16 protein-coding genes and 1 pseudogene are annotated in these 16,109 nt (G+C 59.9%); 11 read left to right on the plus strand and 6 right to left on the minus strand.

Annotated features, from left to right (window positions below; all coding sequences use genetic code 11):
- Nucleotides 1-540 precede the first annotated feature (540 nt).
- Nucleotides 541-672: a hypothetical protein gene (locus ACQK2M_RS09825; RefSeq protein WP_425417644.1), complete on the plus strand. Its 132-nt coding sequence runs from the start codon at nt 541-543 to the stop codon at nt 670-672.
- A gap of 30 nt (nt 673-702) precedes the next feature.
- Here the strand turns inward: ACQK2M_RS09825 and ACQK2M_RS09830 are convergent, their stop codons facing one another.
- The 6 genes and pseudogenes from ACQK2M_RS09830 to ACQK2M_RS09855 form a co-directional block, all read right to left on the minus strand.
- On the minus strand, nt 703-1,050 hold the full coding sequence (locus ACQK2M_RS09830) for a helix-turn-helix domain-containing protein (protein ID WP_425417645.1): 348 nt from the start codon (nt 1,048-1,050) through the stop codon (nt 703-705).
- 741 nt (nt 1,051-1,791) lie between these two features.
- Nucleotides 1,792-2,070 carry a hypothetical protein gene (locus tag ACQK2M_RS09835; protein WP_425417646.1) on the minus strand — a complete coding sequence of 93 codons (279 nt, stop codon included), beginning with the start codon at nt 2,068-2,070 and terminating at the stop codon, nt 1,792-1,794.
- Between the two features lie 100 nt (nt 2,071-2,170).
- Nucleotides 2,171-2,593, minus strand: a complete 423-nt coding sequence (locus ACQK2M_RS09840) for a MucR family transcriptional regulator (protein WP_425417647.1) — start codon at nt 2,591-2,593, stop codon at nt 2,171-2,173.
- A 166-nt stretch (nt 2,594-2,759) separates the two neighbouring features.
- Nucleotides 2,760-3,509 carry a LuxR C-terminal-related transcriptional regulator gene (locus tag ACQK2M_RS09845; protein WP_425417648.1) on the minus strand — a complete coding sequence of 250 codons (750 nt, stop codon included), beginning with the start codon at nt 3,507-3,509 and terminating at the stop codon, nt 2,760-2,762.
- Nucleotides 3,510-4,227: 718 nt separating this feature from the next.
- Nucleotides 4,228-5,170 (minus strand): annotated as a pseudogene (locus ACQK2M_RS09850) (IS630 family transposase).
- A 74-nt stretch (nt 5,171-5,244) separates the two neighbouring features.
- The gene (locus tag ACQK2M_RS09855) at nt 5,245-5,475 is read right to left on the minus strand and encodes an IS110 family transposase (RefSeq protein ID WP_425420015.1); all 231 of its coding nucleotides are present in this window, start codon (nt 5,473-5,475) and stop codon (nt 5,245-5,247) included.
- Between the two features lie 451 nt (nt 5,476-5,926).
- Between ACQK2M_RS09855 and ACQK2M_RS09860 the strand changes: the two genes are divergently transcribed.
- The 10 genes from ACQK2M_RS09860 to ACQK2M_RS09905 all read left to right on the plus strand — a co-directional run bounded on the left by ACQK2M_RS09860 (nt 5,927) and on the right by ACQK2M_RS09905 (nt 16,092).
- On the plus strand, nt 5,927-7,012 hold the full coding sequence (locus ACQK2M_RS09860; protein ID WP_425417649.1) for a hypothetical protein: 1,086 nt from the start codon (nt 5,927-5,929) through the stop codon (nt 7,010-7,012).
- 153 nt (nt 7,013-7,165) lie between these two features.
- Nucleotides 7,166-8,158, plus strand: coding sequence for a sugar ABC transporter substrate-binding protein (locus ACQK2M_RS09865; protein ID WP_425417650.1), 993 nt, complete (start codon nt 7,166-7,168; stop codon nt 8,156-8,158).
- 60 nt (nt 8,159-8,218) lie between these two features.
- Nucleotides 8,219-8,971 carry an SDR family NAD(P)-dependent oxidoreductase gene (locus ACQK2M_RS09870; RefSeq protein WP_425417651.1) on the plus strand — a complete coding sequence of 251 codons (753 nt, stop codon included), beginning with the start codon at nt 8,219-8,221 and terminating at the stop codon, nt 8,969-8,971.
- Nucleotides 8,972-9,017: 46 nt separating this feature from the next.
- Nucleotides 9,018-9,707, plus strand: coding sequence for a GntR family transcriptional regulator (locus tag ACQK2M_RS09875; RefSeq protein ID WP_425417652.1), 690 nt, complete (start codon nt 9,018-9,020; stop codon nt 9,705-9,707).
- 12 nt (nt 9,708-9,719) lie between these two features.
- Complete coding sequence (locus ACQK2M_RS09880; RefSeq protein WP_425417653.1) at nt 9,720-10,583, plus strand: amidohydrolase family protein; 864 nt, start codon at nt 9,720-9,722, stop codon at nt 10,581-10,583.
- A 103-nt stretch (nt 10,584-10,686) separates the two neighbouring features.
- On the plus strand, nt 10,687-11,631 hold the full coding sequence (locus ACQK2M_RS09885) for an ABC transporter permease (protein WP_425417654.1): 945 nt from the start codon (nt 10,687-10,689) through the stop codon (nt 11,629-11,631).
- On the plus strand, nt 11,628-12,620 hold the full coding sequence (locus tag ACQK2M_RS09890) for an ABC transporter permease (RefSeq protein ID WP_425417655.1): 993 nt from the start codon (nt 11,628-11,630) through the stop codon (nt 12,618-12,620). The genes ACQK2M_RS09885 and ACQK2M_RS09890 overlap by 4 nt, the downstream gene beginning before the upstream one ends.
- A gap of 9 nt (nt 12,621-12,629) precedes the next feature.
- Nucleotides 12,630-14,201 (plus strand): sugar ABC transporter ATP-binding protein, encoded by a 1,572-nt coding sequence (locus ACQK2M_RS09895; RefSeq protein ID WP_425417656.1) that lies wholly within the window; start codon nt 12,630-12,632, stop codon nt 14,199-14,201.
- On the plus strand, nt 14,194-14,934 hold the full coding sequence (locus tag ACQK2M_RS09900) for an SDR family NAD(P)-dependent oxidoreductase (protein WP_425417657.1): 741 nt from the start codon (nt 14,194-14,196) through the stop codon (nt 14,932-14,934). The genes ACQK2M_RS09895 and ACQK2M_RS09900 overlap by 8 nt, the downstream gene beginning before the upstream one ends.
- 21 nt (nt 14,935-14,955) lie before the next feature.
- Nucleotides 14,956-16,092 carry a mandelate racemase/muconate lactonizing enzyme family protein gene (locus ACQK2M_RS09905; protein ID WP_425417659.1) on the plus strand — a complete coding sequence of 379 codons (1,137 nt, stop codon included), beginning with the start codon at nt 14,956-14,958 and terminating at the stop codon, nt 16,090-16,092.
- The last annotated feature ends 17 nt before the right edge of the window (nt 16,093-16,109 follow it).

A 16,109-nucleotide genomic window follows, 5' to 3' on the forward strand; every position in this document is an offset into this window, starting at 1 on the left:
GCTGGATATCATATAGGATGCTTGCGGATTCATTCAATAGGGCCAGTGACTTACGGCAGGTCGAGGGTATGACCCGGCGGTCGGAGCCGGCTCGTTGAGGACGACCTCTGCCTGCGGCGCCGTCAAAGGGATACCATCAAGGAATTCCCGCATAAACAGCTCTGACTGACTCGCAGACGCGCGTTCCGGGGTGGGTGGCTACCACCTTGCCCAGAAGTCGGATCGCAGCCTGCGGGCTCCTGTGAGTCAAACAGCGGCAACCTGGCTTCCCCGCGTCTTCTGCCTGCGATGGGTCGTGCTCCGCCCCGACCTCACTTCGGTCGCATATGGCGATTGTGGACGATTACAAGCAGGACGGCGAGGAACAGCGACTCCCGGCTCAGTCTGGCGAGCGCTATTCGGATACGGCCGGGCAAGGAAGCCGAGTTCAGCACGTTCTTTCACGAGACGGCAATTCCGCTGATGAGGGGCACCGAGGGTATCGTCAACGTCCTTCCGGGCGCCCCAAGGTCAGACAGTCCCTGTGAGTTCAGTTTTGTCATGATCTGGAAGGACCTCGATGCTCTCAAGGCTTTCGTCGGCGAGGACTACCAGAACCCGCATATTGATCCGGCCGAGGCGGCGTTGGTCGAGTCGCGGTCCATCAAGCACTATGAGCTGGTGACAAGCTGAAGTCGGACCACCGACTGCGGGCCTTTGAGGTCAAGCGGGCGCGGCTTCGTCTTCCGCTGCCTTCCATTTCTTTTTCCAGTTCTGGATGGTTCTTCTGGTGATACCCATTTCGTCGGCCACTTGGCCGGCAGATTTTCCCTTGGCCAGTTCTTGACGTGCGTAAGCTTCCTTGTTCGCGTGGAGGTCGGGATAGACCTCGCGGATCAAGTTGTAGAGTCTGGCTCTGGAGGGGAACACAGTTCGGGTGTATTCCTGCTTTCGGCTTCCGATCACCTCCATGTAGTATTCACTAGGGATGTCGTACCGGTGGAGGCGTTCGAGGAACTCGTCCACGCCGCCTTGCAGACTGAGTATGTAATCCACGAGGGGTTGAGACATTGCTGGCTCCTGTGAAATTTGTCTCGAAAATAGGAAGCAAGTTTCAAATAGACAAAAACTCCCTTCTATCTATGGGTCAGAAGGGAGTTTTTGCCATACGTGAAGAGGGTTTTGGTTTTCGAGACAAATTTCACACTTAGGGTTTCACCAGATTGCTAACCCTTTATATTAATTACTTTTTATCTATACGCGAAGAAAATTTGAAGAAGGTATAAAAGAGATATATAAGGATATGCAAGAATCGTGCCAAATCGCAATTCGACCACAATTGGCACGATGAGTGGTGAATCGCCTCACGTGAGGCACTGGCGAACCCAAACCTTGTCCGGCCACCCACGGCAACACGACACCCTAACCCCGGTCGCGCCTGCATCGCGGGAACGCCCGATGGAGCCTCACCCTTCGCGTTCGACGCCGGGAGCCTCGATTGAGCCGGCGCTTCCCTCCTTCTTCCTCTCATCTTATTTGTTGTTCGCCGGTTCGTGATTGACATACGCTTCGCCGGGTTCCTCGCAACGTTGCGGCTGGCAAATGCGATCATGCCCGGATTGCTCATAGGCTTCCTATGTGCCGTCGTCCCGATTGAATATCTGGGGCCGCCGGACATGCATATCTCGTTGCCGACTTCCTGACCGGCTCATAGCAGGCCCGCGGCTTCACGCTTTATAAAGCTCGCCCGGCCAGTATCGGCATGCGGCGCCGACTTGTTGTGCGTACCGCCGCGCCCTCTCGCCCGCCGGTTCAGGCTTTCCTGATCACCTTGTTGACGACCAGGCCGACAACGATCTGAACGATCGCGCCGGCAACGCCGCCGCCAACCAGCTGGCTGGCGATCGCGGCGATGTCCATGCCGCCACCGGCCCCGCCAAGCATCGAGCCGAGCAGGGAACCGCCGCCGACGCCGCCGACCGCACCCGCGATCAGGTTGCCGATATTGCCGAGGTCAGACCCCTTGACGAGTTTGCCTCCGGCGGCGCCGCCCGCAAGGCCGCCGATCAATTGTGCAACAAGCGCTTCCATGGTGACTGGTCCTTTCAAGAGAACAGGGGATCACACCGCCATCCTATCACCGGAACGCCATGGGCGCATCTGCCTCCTCGCTGGTCTTCAGGGATGGTGGCTATTTCTTTCGGGTCTTCCTGGCCGGCTTGCGTCCGAGCCCCATGGAGAGCGCCAGAGACGAACGCTTCTCGGCATAGTCCGGCGCGACCATCGGGTAATCGCCCGCAAGTCCCCATCTCTCGCGGTAGTCCTGCGGTGTCAGGTCGTGTGCCGCCCCGAGGTGACGCTTGATCGACTTGAACCGCTTGCCGCATTCGAGGCAGACAATGTGGTCGGGCTTGACCGAGCGCTTCGGGTTGACGGCCGGTTCCGGTTTTTCTTCCTCGACAACAGGCTCGGAGGAAAGATCGGAGAGGGCCTTGTGGACCTGTGCGATCAGGCCCGGCAATTCCCTCTTCGGCACGGGGTTCTTGCTGACATAGGCGGAGACCACTTCGGCCGTGCGTTCCACCCGGGATGTATCGGTGTGATTGTCTGGCATGGACATCTTCCTCCAGAGATTGCGTGTGGTCATGATGTGACAGATTGGCGACAGCTCGACAATCGAGCTCTTTCTTCAATTCTGGAGCCGACCCGAACTGATCATTACAACGCGCATGACCTGGATGTGCGGTTCCAGCCTTTGTGACGCTGGCTGCGGCATGCGGTCACGATGGGAATGGTATCCAGCCCTTTTGCAGGGCCAGCGTAACCAGATGGACCTTGTTGGATGCGTTCGACATCTGTTTGAGCGTGTTCAGGTGGTAATTGACGGTATGGGGAGAGATGTCCAACGCGTGTGCGATCTCTTCCGTGCTTGCTCCGCTCGCGGTCAGCTGCAGGATTGTCTTTTGTCTCTCGGTGAGTTCGCCCGGCCGCGAACTCTCGTCGCGAGCGGTCTGAAGCTTCGTGAATGCCATCGACGCCAGATACTGCAGCGGAATCAGTTCAGTGAGGGACAGCGGCGCGCGCTTGCCAGTTAGGTTGACGGTCCCGCTTACACCCTTCGGCCTCCACACAGGGAGGATTGCAAAGGATTCGTGACCGAACTCCTTCAGGACTTCCGCGGTTCGCGCCGGGCGATCCGCGCCGCCTGACTGCGCCACATCGCAATAGCGACCGGCCATCGGCGCCGCGAGATGCCGCATGGCGACGAAGGGGTCGTTGTCGAACAGACCCTCGGACTGCGATTGCGCCAGAAGCTCCCTGTCCCAGTTCGAGATCAGGTACCGATTGCCGAAACAGTCGCTGCCGGCCTGCGGTGTCGCGCATATGATGAAGTAGTCGAGATCGAACTCGTTGGTGACACGTAGCAGCCATTTGAAAACGTCGTGATCAGTCCGCGCGGTTTCGAGCGCATTGATCGCGTCTTCAATTCGGTTCTGTCCCGCCAGTTCAGCGGAGACCGGGTAAGTCATGCGCAACAACTCCGCGGTTGTTGATTCGCCAACCTGAAATGCATGGAGATTTTGGCCGTGGCGGATTGTCGATGTCAAACAGGCTGACGAGATACGTGGTTTCGTCGCAGGCCGGGAACAATCGCCCGGCGCATGGTGGCAACCGGGCGGAGCCTGCAAAAAGGGGCTCTGGAACTCCTCCGTCTTATCTGGTGAAACACTACTCCGCGATAAAACCGTTGCCCCATGCCATCCAGCTTCTCGAGGCAGTTCTCCTAGCGCGGATGCCCCGGACCGAACGGCTGGATATGCCGCGCGGACGGGCAATTTGACATTGCATGCCCGCAATGGGCGGATCAAACGGGACAAGGCTCCATTCCCGCTCTGTTCTTACCTTACGTCAACAATCGCCAGTGACTTTTGACCGGGCGCCCGGAACATGGCGGCAACCTTCGAAGAACATGCAGCCGTCCGGATTAGGTTTGCACCAGTTGTAAGTGACCAATAGCAGGCGATCCGGATGAAGGCCCGTTTCGTCCGCATTGCCGAGTTACACGTTAGATTGATTGGTTTCAGTGGTTCTGACGTTAGCGGCCAAGTCACCATCAACCAATGGCCGCGTAGGTACATTCATATCCGCCCGCATCACGCGCTCGGTATGCGGGCACCCGACCAGGAGACCTCAATAGAGAAATCCTAAATCGGTGGCCCAGACAGCGGCGGCTAAAGCGGAATCCGTTCATGTTGCATCGTATCCGACGGCGGCGAAGTAGTTTATGCATTCCTGTGTTGTGAAGGTCGGTATGAGACTTCCGATCCTATCCCACAGGCCGTCGATGGTGCGTTCGGCCGCCTTTCTGAGCATGGCCTTCAGCTTGGAGAAGGCATTCTCGATTGGATTGAAGTCCGGGCTATATGGCGGAAGAAACAACAACGAGGCTCCGGCCACTTCGATCATCTAGCGCGTCTGAGGATCCTTATGGCTGGACAGATTGTCTATGATCATGAAGTCGCCTGGCCGCAGTTCCAGCACGAGCACCTGCTCGACATAAGCCTCGACGGCTATCCGGTTGATCGGCCCGTTCAGCACGAAGGGAGCGATCATGCCGCACAGAGTCAGCGCGCCGACTAAGGTCGTGGTTTTCCAATGGCCGTGAGCAACTCCAACTCTCAACCGCTCGCCGCGCGGAGTCCGGCCATGGGTGCAGGCCATGTTCGTCTTGGCCAATTTTCATCGATGAATGCCAACCTTGCCGGATCGAGATCGACCTGTTCGTCGAACTACGCCCGCCGTCGCTTCAGGCTGTCCGGGCGATCCTGCTCACTGGCGTGCGCGGTCTTTTTGCGCGTGATCCGGTGACGCTTGAAGAAGAGTTGGATCGTGCCGAAGCCGAAGACGTGGCCGTGTTCGGTAAGCGCCCGGCGCATTTCCTGGATCGTGATATCGGGCGTCTCCTCGAGCAGCGACAGGATCAATCCCTTGCAGGCGTCGATGCGTCCCGACCGTCGATCATCGCCGAGCGCCTTGGGACGAGGATCGCCGTCCTCGCGCTCATGTGCCCGCCAACGACCCACACTGGTGCGCTGACGTCAAAGGGATCACCCGCCTGACGATGGCTGAGGCCGCCGGCAACGGTGCCAAGAACACGTGTGCGAAGATCAAACGACAGCGCCTTTGACATGCCCGCCGGCCTCCTTGCTCCGGCGGATATCATGAATTATCAAATCGCTGATTTGGGAATCTCCGCCGATTCACTCAGACTGAATGCCGCTCTAGGCAACCGCGCAGCGCGTTGATCAGCTGCGTTCTCTGCCACACCAGACATTGGTGGGTACGAAAAGCGACTGCGCGCCCCTGCGTCTCGACGCTCTTCACCGTGACGAAGCGCATGGACGGCCGTAATGCCGCCTCCGCGATGGCTTCGGCATCCGCGCGGTCATTCTTCTGCGCTTGACGAAGGGCTACACGTAGACGGCCGGAATCAATCGGACCTCATGGCCTTGTGTCTGCGCCACCCGGCCCCAGTGATGCGACGTCGCGCACGCTTCAATCGCAACCACGCAACCGGCAGGCCGGCCAGCAATACAATCAATCGAGAACGTGACAGCGCTCTATTGTAAATTACCATCCCACCAAGCCCGATTGCATAGACCTGGAAGCTGCGCTTCGCTAGGTCGATTGCCAACATGCTGATCTCGGTCATCGATACACCCTCTGTTTGGTCCTATAGAACCGTCATGGCATACAAAATGCCCTTGGGTGGGGCGCATCCACCGCACCAGTTCATCATCAGCCTGTCGGCGATCTGCGCCTCCGAGAACATCGATTTCATCATGAAACGCTTTCACTAAGGAATCCCTTGGCAATCGTCTTGCCAGCAATTGTGCTATGTGATAACACATCACAAATAACGGCGAATGAGGGAGAAGATACGTTCATGGGGGAGGTGCAGGCGCATCAGTCGCAATTCGGCGAACTGTCGGCAGGCGATGTTTGGGCTGTGCAATGGGCGCACGGATCATTCTCTCTCCATGCGCGCGGCGGCATGCTGGGCGACACATCGTTCCGGCTTGGCGATGGTCGCCGGGTCAAGCCCTTTTATGAAGCGCCGTGGCTGAACGAACCCGGTCCCGTCGAGCCCGAATTGCTCGCCGGTATGCGCAACGAATTTCCATGCGCGCCGTTCGGGGGGCTTTATGAGCCCGAAGGGCTCGTCGCCGAATGGCGTACTACCGCCTCTTCGGAAATATCCGAGGGTGACGGGCCTCTTTCTGACAGCGATTTACTGCTGCATGGCTATTGCGGGGCGAACGACTGGCAACTCGTTTCGCGTACGGATAACTCCGTGAAAATAGCCATAGATTACCCGGATACGTCGCCCATCCGCCGTATTACGCGCACTGTATCTGCTGACCCGGCCGCCCCGGCCATCGATTTCTCCATTATCATCGAGGCGCGGCAAACCTGCCGGCGCCCGATCGGCGTGCATCCCAATATTTCATTGCCCAATTTTTCCGGGGCGCTGGAAATCAAACCCGCAGGGTTCGAGTTCGGCATGGTACATCCTTTCGGGCCTGAACCGGGCGTCTCTCGAGCCGTGCCAGGCGCAGTATTTGGCGATCTTGCTGCCGTGCCGTTGACGGCCGGCGGCACTGCCCGTTTCGATCGGTTGCCTTTCGCTTACGATACCGAGGAGACATTGCAGCTTTGCGGGTGCGAGGGGAGCGTGGAGCTCGTCAATTCAGAGACCGAAGCGGGCTACAGATTGAGCTGGGACGCCTCGGTGCTGCCCTGCCTCCTCTTGTGGATCAGTAACCGCGGGCGGGCTTATGCCCCATGGAACAATCGCAATCTCTGCGTTGGCGTCGAGCCCATGTCCGGCGCATTTGACCTTGGGTCGCGCGCCAGCATTGCGGACAACCCCATCAACGAGCGCGGGGTGAGAACCGCCGTCACGCTTTCCCCGGATGTGCCGCTTGTCTTCGACTATCGGTTCGAGGCGCATGAAATCAGGGAGCGCTGACGGAGACGAACGGCAAATGATCGGAGCTGCGGAAGTTCGCGCAGCGAAGAAGCGCGGCGGGTGGGCTTGGCACCCGATATCCTGCGGCACCATTCAGAACCAGGCGGCAATCATAGAGCACGCAAACCAGGTGCAATGAGGAGGACGACACTTATGACCATAACAAAACTATTGGCCGGAGCGGCCTTGGCGATGACCTTGATGTCGGGGGCCGCAAAGGCTCAGGACTGGCTTCCCGAAGAACTGAACGTTCCGCTTTCCGAGATAACCATTGGCTTCTCGAGCCTCGGTGCCGGGGTCAACTCCTACGTGGCGACATATATGGATGCTTTCGAGTCCTATGCCGCCGAGTTGGGCGTCAACACCGTCACTCTGGATTCGCAGGCCGATCCGGCCCGCCAATCCGACCAGATCCGCGATCTCATCGCGCAGCAGGTCGATGTGATGGTGATTTGGCCCACCAACGCTGTCGCTGTCGTGCCTTCGGTTCGCGCCGTGCACGAGGCGGGTATTCCGGTGGTCATCACCAATTCAGAGATCGATGAAACTGGCGCTGACTTCTTCACCACCTTTACCGGCCCGGATGACTACACCCAGGCCCAAACAGCTGGCAAGCTGATGGCGGAAGGTCTGTCGGGAGAAGGTAAGGTCGTCGTCATCGGAGGCTTGCCCGGCTACACCGTATCGCAGCGTCGTGAGCAGGGCTTTCGCGATGCGATAGCTGAGTATCCGGGCATCGAAATCCTCGATGTTCAGCCCGGTAACTGGTCGCGGGAAGAGGCTCAGTCCGTCATGGAGAGCTACATCGTCCGCTTCGGCGACGAGATCGACGGCGTTTATTCCGCCGACTCCGATATGGGTATCGGTGCGCTGGCTGCTGTTCAGGCCGCGGTTGCCGAAGGAACCCTTCCGGAAGATCATGAAATCGTCTTCACCGACTGCACCCTGTTCGGTGCGGCCTACGACGCCATTGCCGCCGGTGACTATTATGGTTCCGTGCTACAATCGCCCATTGCAGACGCTCGTGCGGCCGTCGAGGCGGCGGTTCTGGTCGCGGAAGGGGTCGAGGTTGAAAAAATCATGCACTTCGACTCGCCGGCCGTCAGCGCCGCAAATATCAGCGAAATCGACCGACCGACATTTTAAGTCGATGTAACAAGCGTTGCAGGCGGCGGCCACCGCCGCCTGCATTCGGAGGAGATGGACATGACAAATATCGCCGTAATCACCGGCGCCGGCTCGGGCATCGGTGGCGCCACGAAAGACCGCATTCTCGCCAGCGGCGGCAAGGTGCTCGGAATCGACATGAGCGGCGCAACGGAAGACGAGACAACGGCCTGGGTGCAGGGTGATGTCTCCGACCCCGAAACCTGGCAGCGGGTGACGGATAAACTCGATGCGCTGGGTTGGCAGCCGGATGCACTTGTCACCGCGGCCGCCTTCCTGGCTGTCGGCAATGTGCTCGAATTGACCGACGAAGACTGGTCCAAGACCCTCGGTGTCAATGTCAGCGGTCTCGTTCTGGCTGCCCGGGCCATTCTGCCGGGTATGATCGAGCGCAAACGCGGATCGGTCGTCACCATCGGCAGTATCGACAGCTACATGGCAGAGCAGGGGCTGATTTCCTATTGCGCGTCGAAGGGCGCGATCCTGCAATTCACCCGTGCGCTGGCGCTCGATCATGCGCGCGACGGGATACGCGCGAATTGCGTTTGTCCAGGCGTGACCGATACGCCGTTTTTCCGCCGTCATCTCGATACGGCTTCCGATCCGGCCAAATTTCTGGCCACGCGCGAACAGCGCAATCCTTTGGGAAGGCTATTGCAGCCGGACGAAATCGCCGCGACAGTCGAGTTCCTGATCGGGGATGGGGCATCCGGGATAACGGGAGCCGACTTCGTGGTCGATGCCGGTTTGACAACGGGATTCGATTTCCGGACCGGCAATGAAGGCGCCTGAATCAAGGGACGTGGAGAGCGTCGGACGGAAGAAGGAGAGGGGATCTATGGACGGTTTGTCGGCAGTGGTGCCAATCGAGCATGAAACCCTCGGGCGACGGGTCTATCTCGATTTGCGCAATATGCTGGTCTCGGGATATTTCGAGCCTGGCGAAAAATTGACACTGCGCAAGCTGGCCGCCGCGCTCGGGACAAGTCCCATGCCGGTGCGCGATGCCCTCAATCAGCTTATGGTCGAGCAGGCCATCGAGCTTCTGCCCAGCCGCAGCTTCCGCGTGCCGATCATGAGCCGGTCGCGTTTCATCGAGATCCGGGATATCCGCATCCGCCTGGAAGGCATGGCGGTGGAATCGGCGGCAAGACAGATCACCGGTAGCGAACTGAAGAATATCGAGGAGATCTCTGCCGCATTCAACGCAGAGTGCGAATTGAAGGATCCCGATCCGTCCAAGCTGATCGTCCACAACAAGGATTTTCACTTTGCCGTCTACCGCGCGGCCCGCAAGCCTGTGCTCCTGCCCATCATCGAAGGACTATGGAGCCAGATTGGTCCTGTTCTCAATCTCGATGTGCGGCGAGGCTCAAGCCGCATAAACAACAAGGTGCCCTCAGAGCACCATCAGGCATTGATAGAGGCGCTGCGCCAGAGCGATCCCGACATGGCGCGCATCGCGCTGGAGGCCGACCTCAACGGCGCCGCCGAGCACATCCTCAACCAGAACAAACTGCCCAACTGAGCCTGACCGAACATGCCCGATTTTCCGATCATCGACAGCCACCTGCATATCTGGAACCCGAAGGCGCTGGACTATCCCTGGCTCGCAGCCGCCGGCAAGCTCAACCGCGCCTATCTGCCGGCCGATTACAGGGCCGCCTGCGGGACGGTCGAGGTCGAGGCGATGGTGTTTCTCGAATGCGATGCCCATCCCGACCGTGCCTTTGACGAGGCGCATTGGGTGTTGCAGCAGGCCAGGACAGATCCTCGTATCGCGGCGCTTGTTTGCTTTGCTCGGCTTGAACAGGGCGATGCCGTTCGCGGCCACCTCGAGAAACTTGCGGGCATCGAAAAGGTGGTCGGCGTGCGCCGCATCTATCAGGATGAACCGGACACGTCGTTCTGTCTGCAGCCCGGATTCATTGAAGGTGTCAGAGCCTTGGCGGAGTTTGGCCTCAGCTTTGACATGTGCATCAAGCATCCTCACCTGGAGGCTTCGATCGAGTTGGCCTCGCAATGCCCGGATACGCGGATCGTTTTGGATCATATCGGGAAACCGGGCATTGAGGCCGGTTTGATGGAGCCCTGGCGCACGCAGATGGCAGAGCTTGCGGCCTGTGAGAACGTGGTGTGCAAGCTGTCGGGTGTGGCGACCGAAGCTGACCACGAACACTGGGTCCGCGCCGATCTGCGCCCTTATATCGACGTTGCGCTCGACGCCTTCGGGCCCGATCGGATCATGTTCGGCGGTGACTGGCCGGTGGCGACCATGGCGATCGAGCCGCCCGAATGGGTATCAGTCGTGGACGAAGCCGTCGCTCACTATTCCGAAGCCGAACGACGCAGCATCTATCGGGGCACCGCTTCGCGTTTTTACAAGCTGGGTATCGAGGCCTGATCATGCAGACCACTGTGCTTTTCGGGCTCCATCACGCATCGCAGCGTTATCACAAATCACGAATTGCCGGGTTCAAGCGGGGATTCGCATGATGGAAAGACTTATGCGCATTGAAATCGGCCGGTTCGCTGTCGCCGCCATTCTCATTTTGGCCCTGGTCATAGCGGCGCTGTTCCTCCCTCGGCTGTTGAGCTCCAACAATGTGCTTCAGGTGCTTCGACAGGCCTCAATTCCCGGCGTGATCGCCATCGGGGTCACTTTTGTGGTGATCAGCGGCAGGCTCGATCTGTCGGTGGGTTCCATGCTCTCCTTGTGCTCGGTGGTGTTGATCACCGTGCATGAGAGCGTAAGTCCGGTGGCCGGTATTCTCGCCGCGCTTGCGGTGGGGTTGGCGGCCGGGGGCGTCAACGGGATCCTGGTCGGCTATCTCGGCCTCAATTCGCTGATCACGACGCTCGGCATGCTCTCGCTTCTGCAGGGTATCGCCCTTGTCTACACGGGCGGGCAGAACGCACTGATTGCCGCGCCCAGCGAAGCCTGGTTCTCCGTATTCGGGCGCGGCTTCCTCTCGGGTATTCCGGTGCCCGTCATCGTACTGTTCGTTCTTGGTACGGTGATGTCGCTGTTGCTCACGCGAACCGTGTTTGGTCGCCGGGTTTTCGCTGTCGGCGCGAACCCCGTCGCCGCCCGTCACTCCGCGGTCCCGGTAAGATCGGTGATTTTCACCGCTTATCTTATTTCGGGCCTGATGACCGCCTGTGCGGCGATCCTGCTCAGCTCTCGTGTCATGGCGGCCCGGCTCGATTCCGGATCGGGATATGAACTGACCGTGCTCGCGGGCATCATCTTGGGCGGCACCAGCCTGCTCGGGGGTTCCGGCGGCATCTGGCGCGCAATCTTCGGCATCGTCGTTCTCGCCTTTATCCAGAACGCCCTGCTTCTCATGGGCTTGCCCTATTACATCCAGTGGCTGGTTACCTGGACCGTCATCATCGGGGCTGTCAGCGCCGACGTGATCGGCAAGCGCGGAAAGGTCTTTGCGTCATGACCGGCCGTGCCCAGTCCACCACATCCGGCGTTTCGGGCGTCTCGACACGGAAGGTCTTCTCCGTGTTGCGTGGCAACCCCACCTGGCTGTTGGCGCTGCTGCTGTTCGTCGTTTTCAGCTTTGCGAGCCCGCACTTTCTCACCGCCTACAATTTGGGGAACATCGTCGCGCAAAGTGCGCTGATCGGTTTCCTCGCCGTGGGCCTGACGCCGATCCTTGTGAGCGGGAATATCGACTTGTCGGTCGGTTCGGTTCTGGGCCTGACCGCGTGCCTGGTCATTGGACTTCAAGGCCAACTCGGTTTGCCGATTGCCATTCTGGTCGTCCTTGGCGCCGGCGCGGGACTGGGGCTGGTCAACGGGTTGATCGTCGAGAAAATCGGCATCAATTCCTTCATCGTCACTCTTGCGGGGATGATCGGCGTGCGCGGTCTCGCCTTTCTCTATGCCGGCGATACGTCCCTCGCTTCTCCGGATTTCACCCTGCACGACATCGGCGCATACTCGGTGGGGCCGTTCTCGGTGATTTCGCTGTTCTTTCTCGGCTCGGTCGCGGTCTTTCAGTGGGTGATGAAGCGTACCCTCCACGGGCGCAATACCTATGCGATCGGCGGCAACCGCACAGCGGCGGTCGATGCCGGCGTGCCGGTCCAACGGCACGTGATTATCAATTTCATCCTCTGCGGCTTGATGGCGGCAGTTGCGGGTATCGCGATTGCATCCGACCTCGGCGCGGCAACGCCATCTTACGGCAAGGACTACGAATTGTGGGCCGTCATCGCGGTCGTCTTGGGTGGCACCAGCCTGCGTGGCGGCAAGGGAGACCTCTTTGGCACGCTGGCAGCCGTCATCGCTCTCTCCATTCTGCGCAATGGGCTTAACCTTGTCGGCGTCTCACCCTTCTTCGTGCCGGTGATCATGGGCTCGGCCCTCATCCTCGTTCTGCTTTTCGACCGGCTGTCGTCCAACCGCAGCCACACGGCGGAATAGGAGATGGCAATGACTGAATCATCCGCAAAACCGGTCCCCACTTCGAAAAGGGGCGATGTGGTCTTCGAGGCAAAGGGCCTCTCCAAGATCTTTCCCGGCGTCAAGGCGCTCGACGGTGTCGATATCGAACTGCGCGCGGGAGAAGTGCATGCGGTCGTGGGCGAGAACGGGGCGGGCAAATCGACGCTCATGAAGATTCTCGCCGGCAATCAGGCCGCGGATGCGGGCACGATGATCCACATGGGCGAGGAGGTTCGACTTGCGAGCCCGCTCGATGCCCGCCGGCGCGGTATCCTCCTCATCCACCAGGAAATCTCACTGGTGCCGGAGCTTACCGTTGCCGAGAACATTTTCCTCGGCAGCCTGCCGGTCAAATCCTTCGGCCGCGTCGACAAGAAAAAGCTCCGGGAAATGGCCGAATCTGTAATCGAACGCGGCGGGTATGCGATCGATCCCAACGACATCGTTGGCGAACTCTCCATTGCGAAACAGCAACTTGTCGAGATTGCCCGTGCGTCTGCGTTCAATTGTTCGGTGGTGATTTTCGACGAACCGACAGCCTCGCTGAGTGGTGCCGAGGCCGAGATCCTCTACGGCAATGTGGAACGGCTGGCCGAACAGGGCGTGGCGGTTGTCTACATCTCGCACCGCATGTCCGAGGTCTTCCGGCTCTCGCACCGCATTTCCGTTCTCCGTGATGGCAAGAGTCAGGGGACGTTGGAGAGCCAAAGGACGGATCTCGACGAAGTCACACGCCTCATGATCGGCCGAACGCTCGAAGGCTATGTGCACAGGCCCGACAGCGAGCCTGGCGCCCCCTTGCTGGAAGTGACGGGACTGGGCGTCCCCGGCTACTTCGATACCATCGATCTTACCGTTCGTTCCGGCGAAATCCTTGGGCTTTACGGGCTGGTGGGTGCCGGGCGCTCCGAGCTGGCTGAAGTCCTCTTTGGTCTTCGCGACAACTCCGGTGGCAAAATTCTCTGGCAGGGTGAACCGGTGAGCATCAATTCGCCGCGCGATGCCATGAAGATCGGTATCGGTTTCGTGCCCGAAGATCGCAAGGTACAGGGCCTGATGCTCGGCCTTGGCGGGCAGGACAACATGGTGCTGTCCATCCTGGGACAGCTTTCTCCGCTCGGCTTCACGCGCCCGCGCGGCGAACGCGCCGTTTACGACCGTTACCGCCAGGCGCTCGACATCAAGTCGCCGACTGCCGGCACCCATGTGGGCAAGCTAAGCGGCGGCAATCAGCAAAAGATCGTTCTATCGAAATGGCTCGCCAGCGAGCCGAAACTGCTCATCCTCGATGAGCCGACGCGCGGAATCGACGTCGGCGCCAAATCCGAGTTGCACAATCTCATCGCCCGGCTCGCGAGCGAGGGCATGTCCATCCTGCTCATTTCCTCGGAGATGCCGGAAATCATGGGACTGAGCCAGCGCATTCTCACAATCAGCCAGGGCCGGATCACCGGCGAATTCGACGGGAAAACCGTCACGGAGGACCAATTGGTAACGGGCGTAATGCAGACGGGGACGACGACTGCCGAAGCATCGGAATCGGAGTCGGCCAATGTTTGATTTCTCCGGCAAGACACTTTGGATCACGGGTGCAAACGGCGGGATTTCCCGTTGCGTCGCCAGGACCTTTTTCGAGATGGGCGCGAGCTGCATCCTCACGGATCTCGATGCGAAGGGAGTGAGTGCCTTTGCTCGCGAGCTCGACCCGACTGGCGAGCGTTGTGTCGCCATTGGCCAGGATGCCGGATCCTCAGCGGACGCGGATCGGGTTGCCGGGTTCATCAAGGAACGCTTCGGCAGCCTCGATTTCCTCGTCACTGGCGCGGGTATCTATCGTGATCAGTTGATCGAGGGAATGACAGACGAACAATGGCGCCAGACCTGTGCGGTCAACCTCGATGGCGTATTCTTCACATGCCGGGCCGCAACGCCTTTGCTCAACGATGGCGGCGCCGTGGTCAATGTCGCTTCGATGTCCGGCCACAAGGGCAGCTACATGCACGGCCACTATGCCGCCACCAAGGGCGCGGTGTTGGCCTTTACCCGTACGCTGGCGCTCGAACTGGCCCCCAGGGTGCGGGTAAACGCCGTCTCGCCGGGCTTGATCGATACGCCGATGGTTCAGCCCCTCATGGACGTGCAGGGCGAACAACTGCTCGACCTTACGCCGCTCAAGCGTCTCGGTGCGCCGGAGGAGGTCGGCAATGTCGTCGCGTTCCTCTGTTCGCCCTGGGCGAGCTTCATCACAGCGGAAACCGTGCACATCAATGGTGGCCTCTATGTCTCCGGCTGACGTCGCTCAAAGGAGAACGCGATGAGGATCGCACAGGTCAAATCCCGGTTGGCCGGCGGGGCCCACTTCGTCGAAATCACGACCGAAAACGGGATCACCGGCCTCGGTCAGTCCGGCTGCTGGGCGTATCCCGAAGCGGTGGACGCAATCATGCCGCGTTTCGCCGACTATCTCGTCGGCGAGGATGCGCGCCGGATCGAGCATCACTGGCATCAACTCTATCGCATGGGGCCGTTTCGGGGCTCTGTCCTGGGAGGCGCCGTCTCGGCGATCGATATTGCTCTGTGGGATATCAAGGGTCAGGCGTTCGACGCACCGGTCTGGGAACTCCTGGGTGGCCATTGCAGGGATCGGATCAGGCTGCACAAGCTGATCCTCGGCGATTTTGAACCGGGAGCCATCGCAACGGAGGTCGCGACGGCGGTCGATGAGGGCTTCACCGCAGTGAAGTTTGACCCGATACCATCCGACTGCGGGGATCGTGGCCTGGATTCACTCATACGCGAAGTCACCGCACGGGTTGAGGCGGCGAGGGACGCCGCAGGCCGGGATGTCGATATCGTGCTCGAGTTTCACCGCCGCCTGACGCCCTTGCATGCGATCCCGGTGATCGAGGCACTCAAAGCATTCAACGTCCTCTTCATCGAGGATCCGATCCAGATCGACAGCATCGAAGCGCAGGGCTCGCTCGCCGCCCGGATCAACCTGCCCATGGGCAATGGCGAGCGGCTCAATACGATATGGGAGTTTCGTGAACTCCTGCAGCAGGGCGGACCGCAATATCTTCGCCCCGACCTCGGACTGGCCGGGGGGATATCCCACTGCCGGAAAATCGCCGCCATCGCCGAAGCGCATCACGCCAGCCTGGTTGCGCACAATTTCCTCGGTCCCGTGCTCACGGCGGCTTCGGTCCATTTGGCCGCCGCCGTGCCCAACATAGCGGTGCAGGAATACTCGCTGATCGATGAATCCGCACCAGCCTCTACCGCCTATGACAGCTGTCTCGTGCGGGAGGGCGGTTACCTCCGCCTGCCCGAACGGCCGGGCCTCGGTGTGCGGCTCAGGCCGGAGGCGGATAGTGTCTGGCTCAGTCCCTCTCAAGGGCCTTTGCACGACATACCGCACCGAAAAGACGGCTCCATCGCATACGCCGTCTGACCGACGGCGCACAGAAC

The organism is Oricola indica (assembly GCF_965227485.1).
Classification (GTDB): Bacteria; Pseudomonadota; Alphaproteobacteria; order Rhizobiales; family Rhizobiaceae; genus Oricola; species Oricola indica.

Bases quoted from the DNA above. Each gene is read 5' to 3' on its own strand.
- ACQK2M_RS09825 (WP_425417644.1), top strand. From the start codon at position 541: ATGATCTGGAAGGACCTCGATGCTCTCAAGGCTTTCGTCGGCGAGGAC.
- ACQK2M_RS09830 (WP_425417645.1), bottom strand. From the start codon at position 1,050: ATGTCTCAACCCCTCGTGGATTACATACTCAGTCTGCAAGGCGGCGTG.
- ACQK2M_RS09835 (WP_425417646.1), bottom strand. From the start codon at position 2,070: ATGGAAGCGCTTGTTGCACAATTGATCGGCGGCCTTGCGGGCGGCGCC.
- ACQK2M_RS09840 (WP_425417647.1), bottom strand. From the start codon at position 2,593: ATGCCAGACAATCACACCGATACATCCCGGGTGGAACGCACGGCCGAA.
- ACQK2M_RS09845 (WP_425417648.1), bottom strand. From the start codon at position 3,509: ATGACTTACCCGGTCTCCGCTGAACTGGCGGGACAGAACCGAATTGAA.
- ACQK2M_RS09860 (WP_425417649.1), top strand. From the start codon at position 5,927: ATGGGGGAGGTGCAGGCGCATCAGTCGCAATTCGGCGAACTGTCGGCA.
- ACQK2M_RS09865 (WP_425417650.1), top strand. From the start codon at position 7,166: ATGACCATAACAAAACTATTGGCCGGAGCGGCCTTGGCGATGACCTTG.
- ACQK2M_RS09870 (WP_425417651.1), top strand. From the start codon at position 8,219: ATGACAAATATCGCCGTAATCACCGGCGCCGGCTCGGGCATCGGTGGC.
- ACQK2M_RS09875 (WP_425417652.1), top strand. From the start codon at position 9,018: ATGGACGGTTTGTCGGCAGTGGTGCCAATCGAGCATGAAACCCTCGGG.
- ACQK2M_RS09880 (WP_425417653.1), top strand. From the start codon at position 9,720: ATGCCCGATTTTCCGATCATCGACAGCCACCTGCATATCTGGAACCCG.
- ACQK2M_RS09885 (WP_425417654.1), top strand. From the start codon at position 10,687: ATGCGCATTGAAATCGGCCGGTTCGCTGTCGCCGCCATTCTCATTTTG.
- ACQK2M_RS09890 (WP_425417655.1), top strand. From the start codon at position 11,628: ATGACCGGCCGTGCCCAGTCCACCACATCCGGCGTTTCGGGCGTCTCG.
- ACQK2M_RS09895 (WP_425417656.1), top strand. From the start codon at position 12,630: ATGACTGAATCATCCGCAAAACCGGTCCCCACTTCGAAAAGGGGCGAT.
- ACQK2M_RS09900 (WP_425417657.1), top strand. From the start codon at position 14,194: ATGTTTGATTTCTCCGGCAAGACACTTTGGATCACGGGTGCAAACGGC.
- ACQK2M_RS09905 (WP_425417659.1), top strand. From the start codon at position 14,956: ATGAGGATCGCACAGGTCAAATCCCGGTTGGCCGGCGGGGCCCACTTC.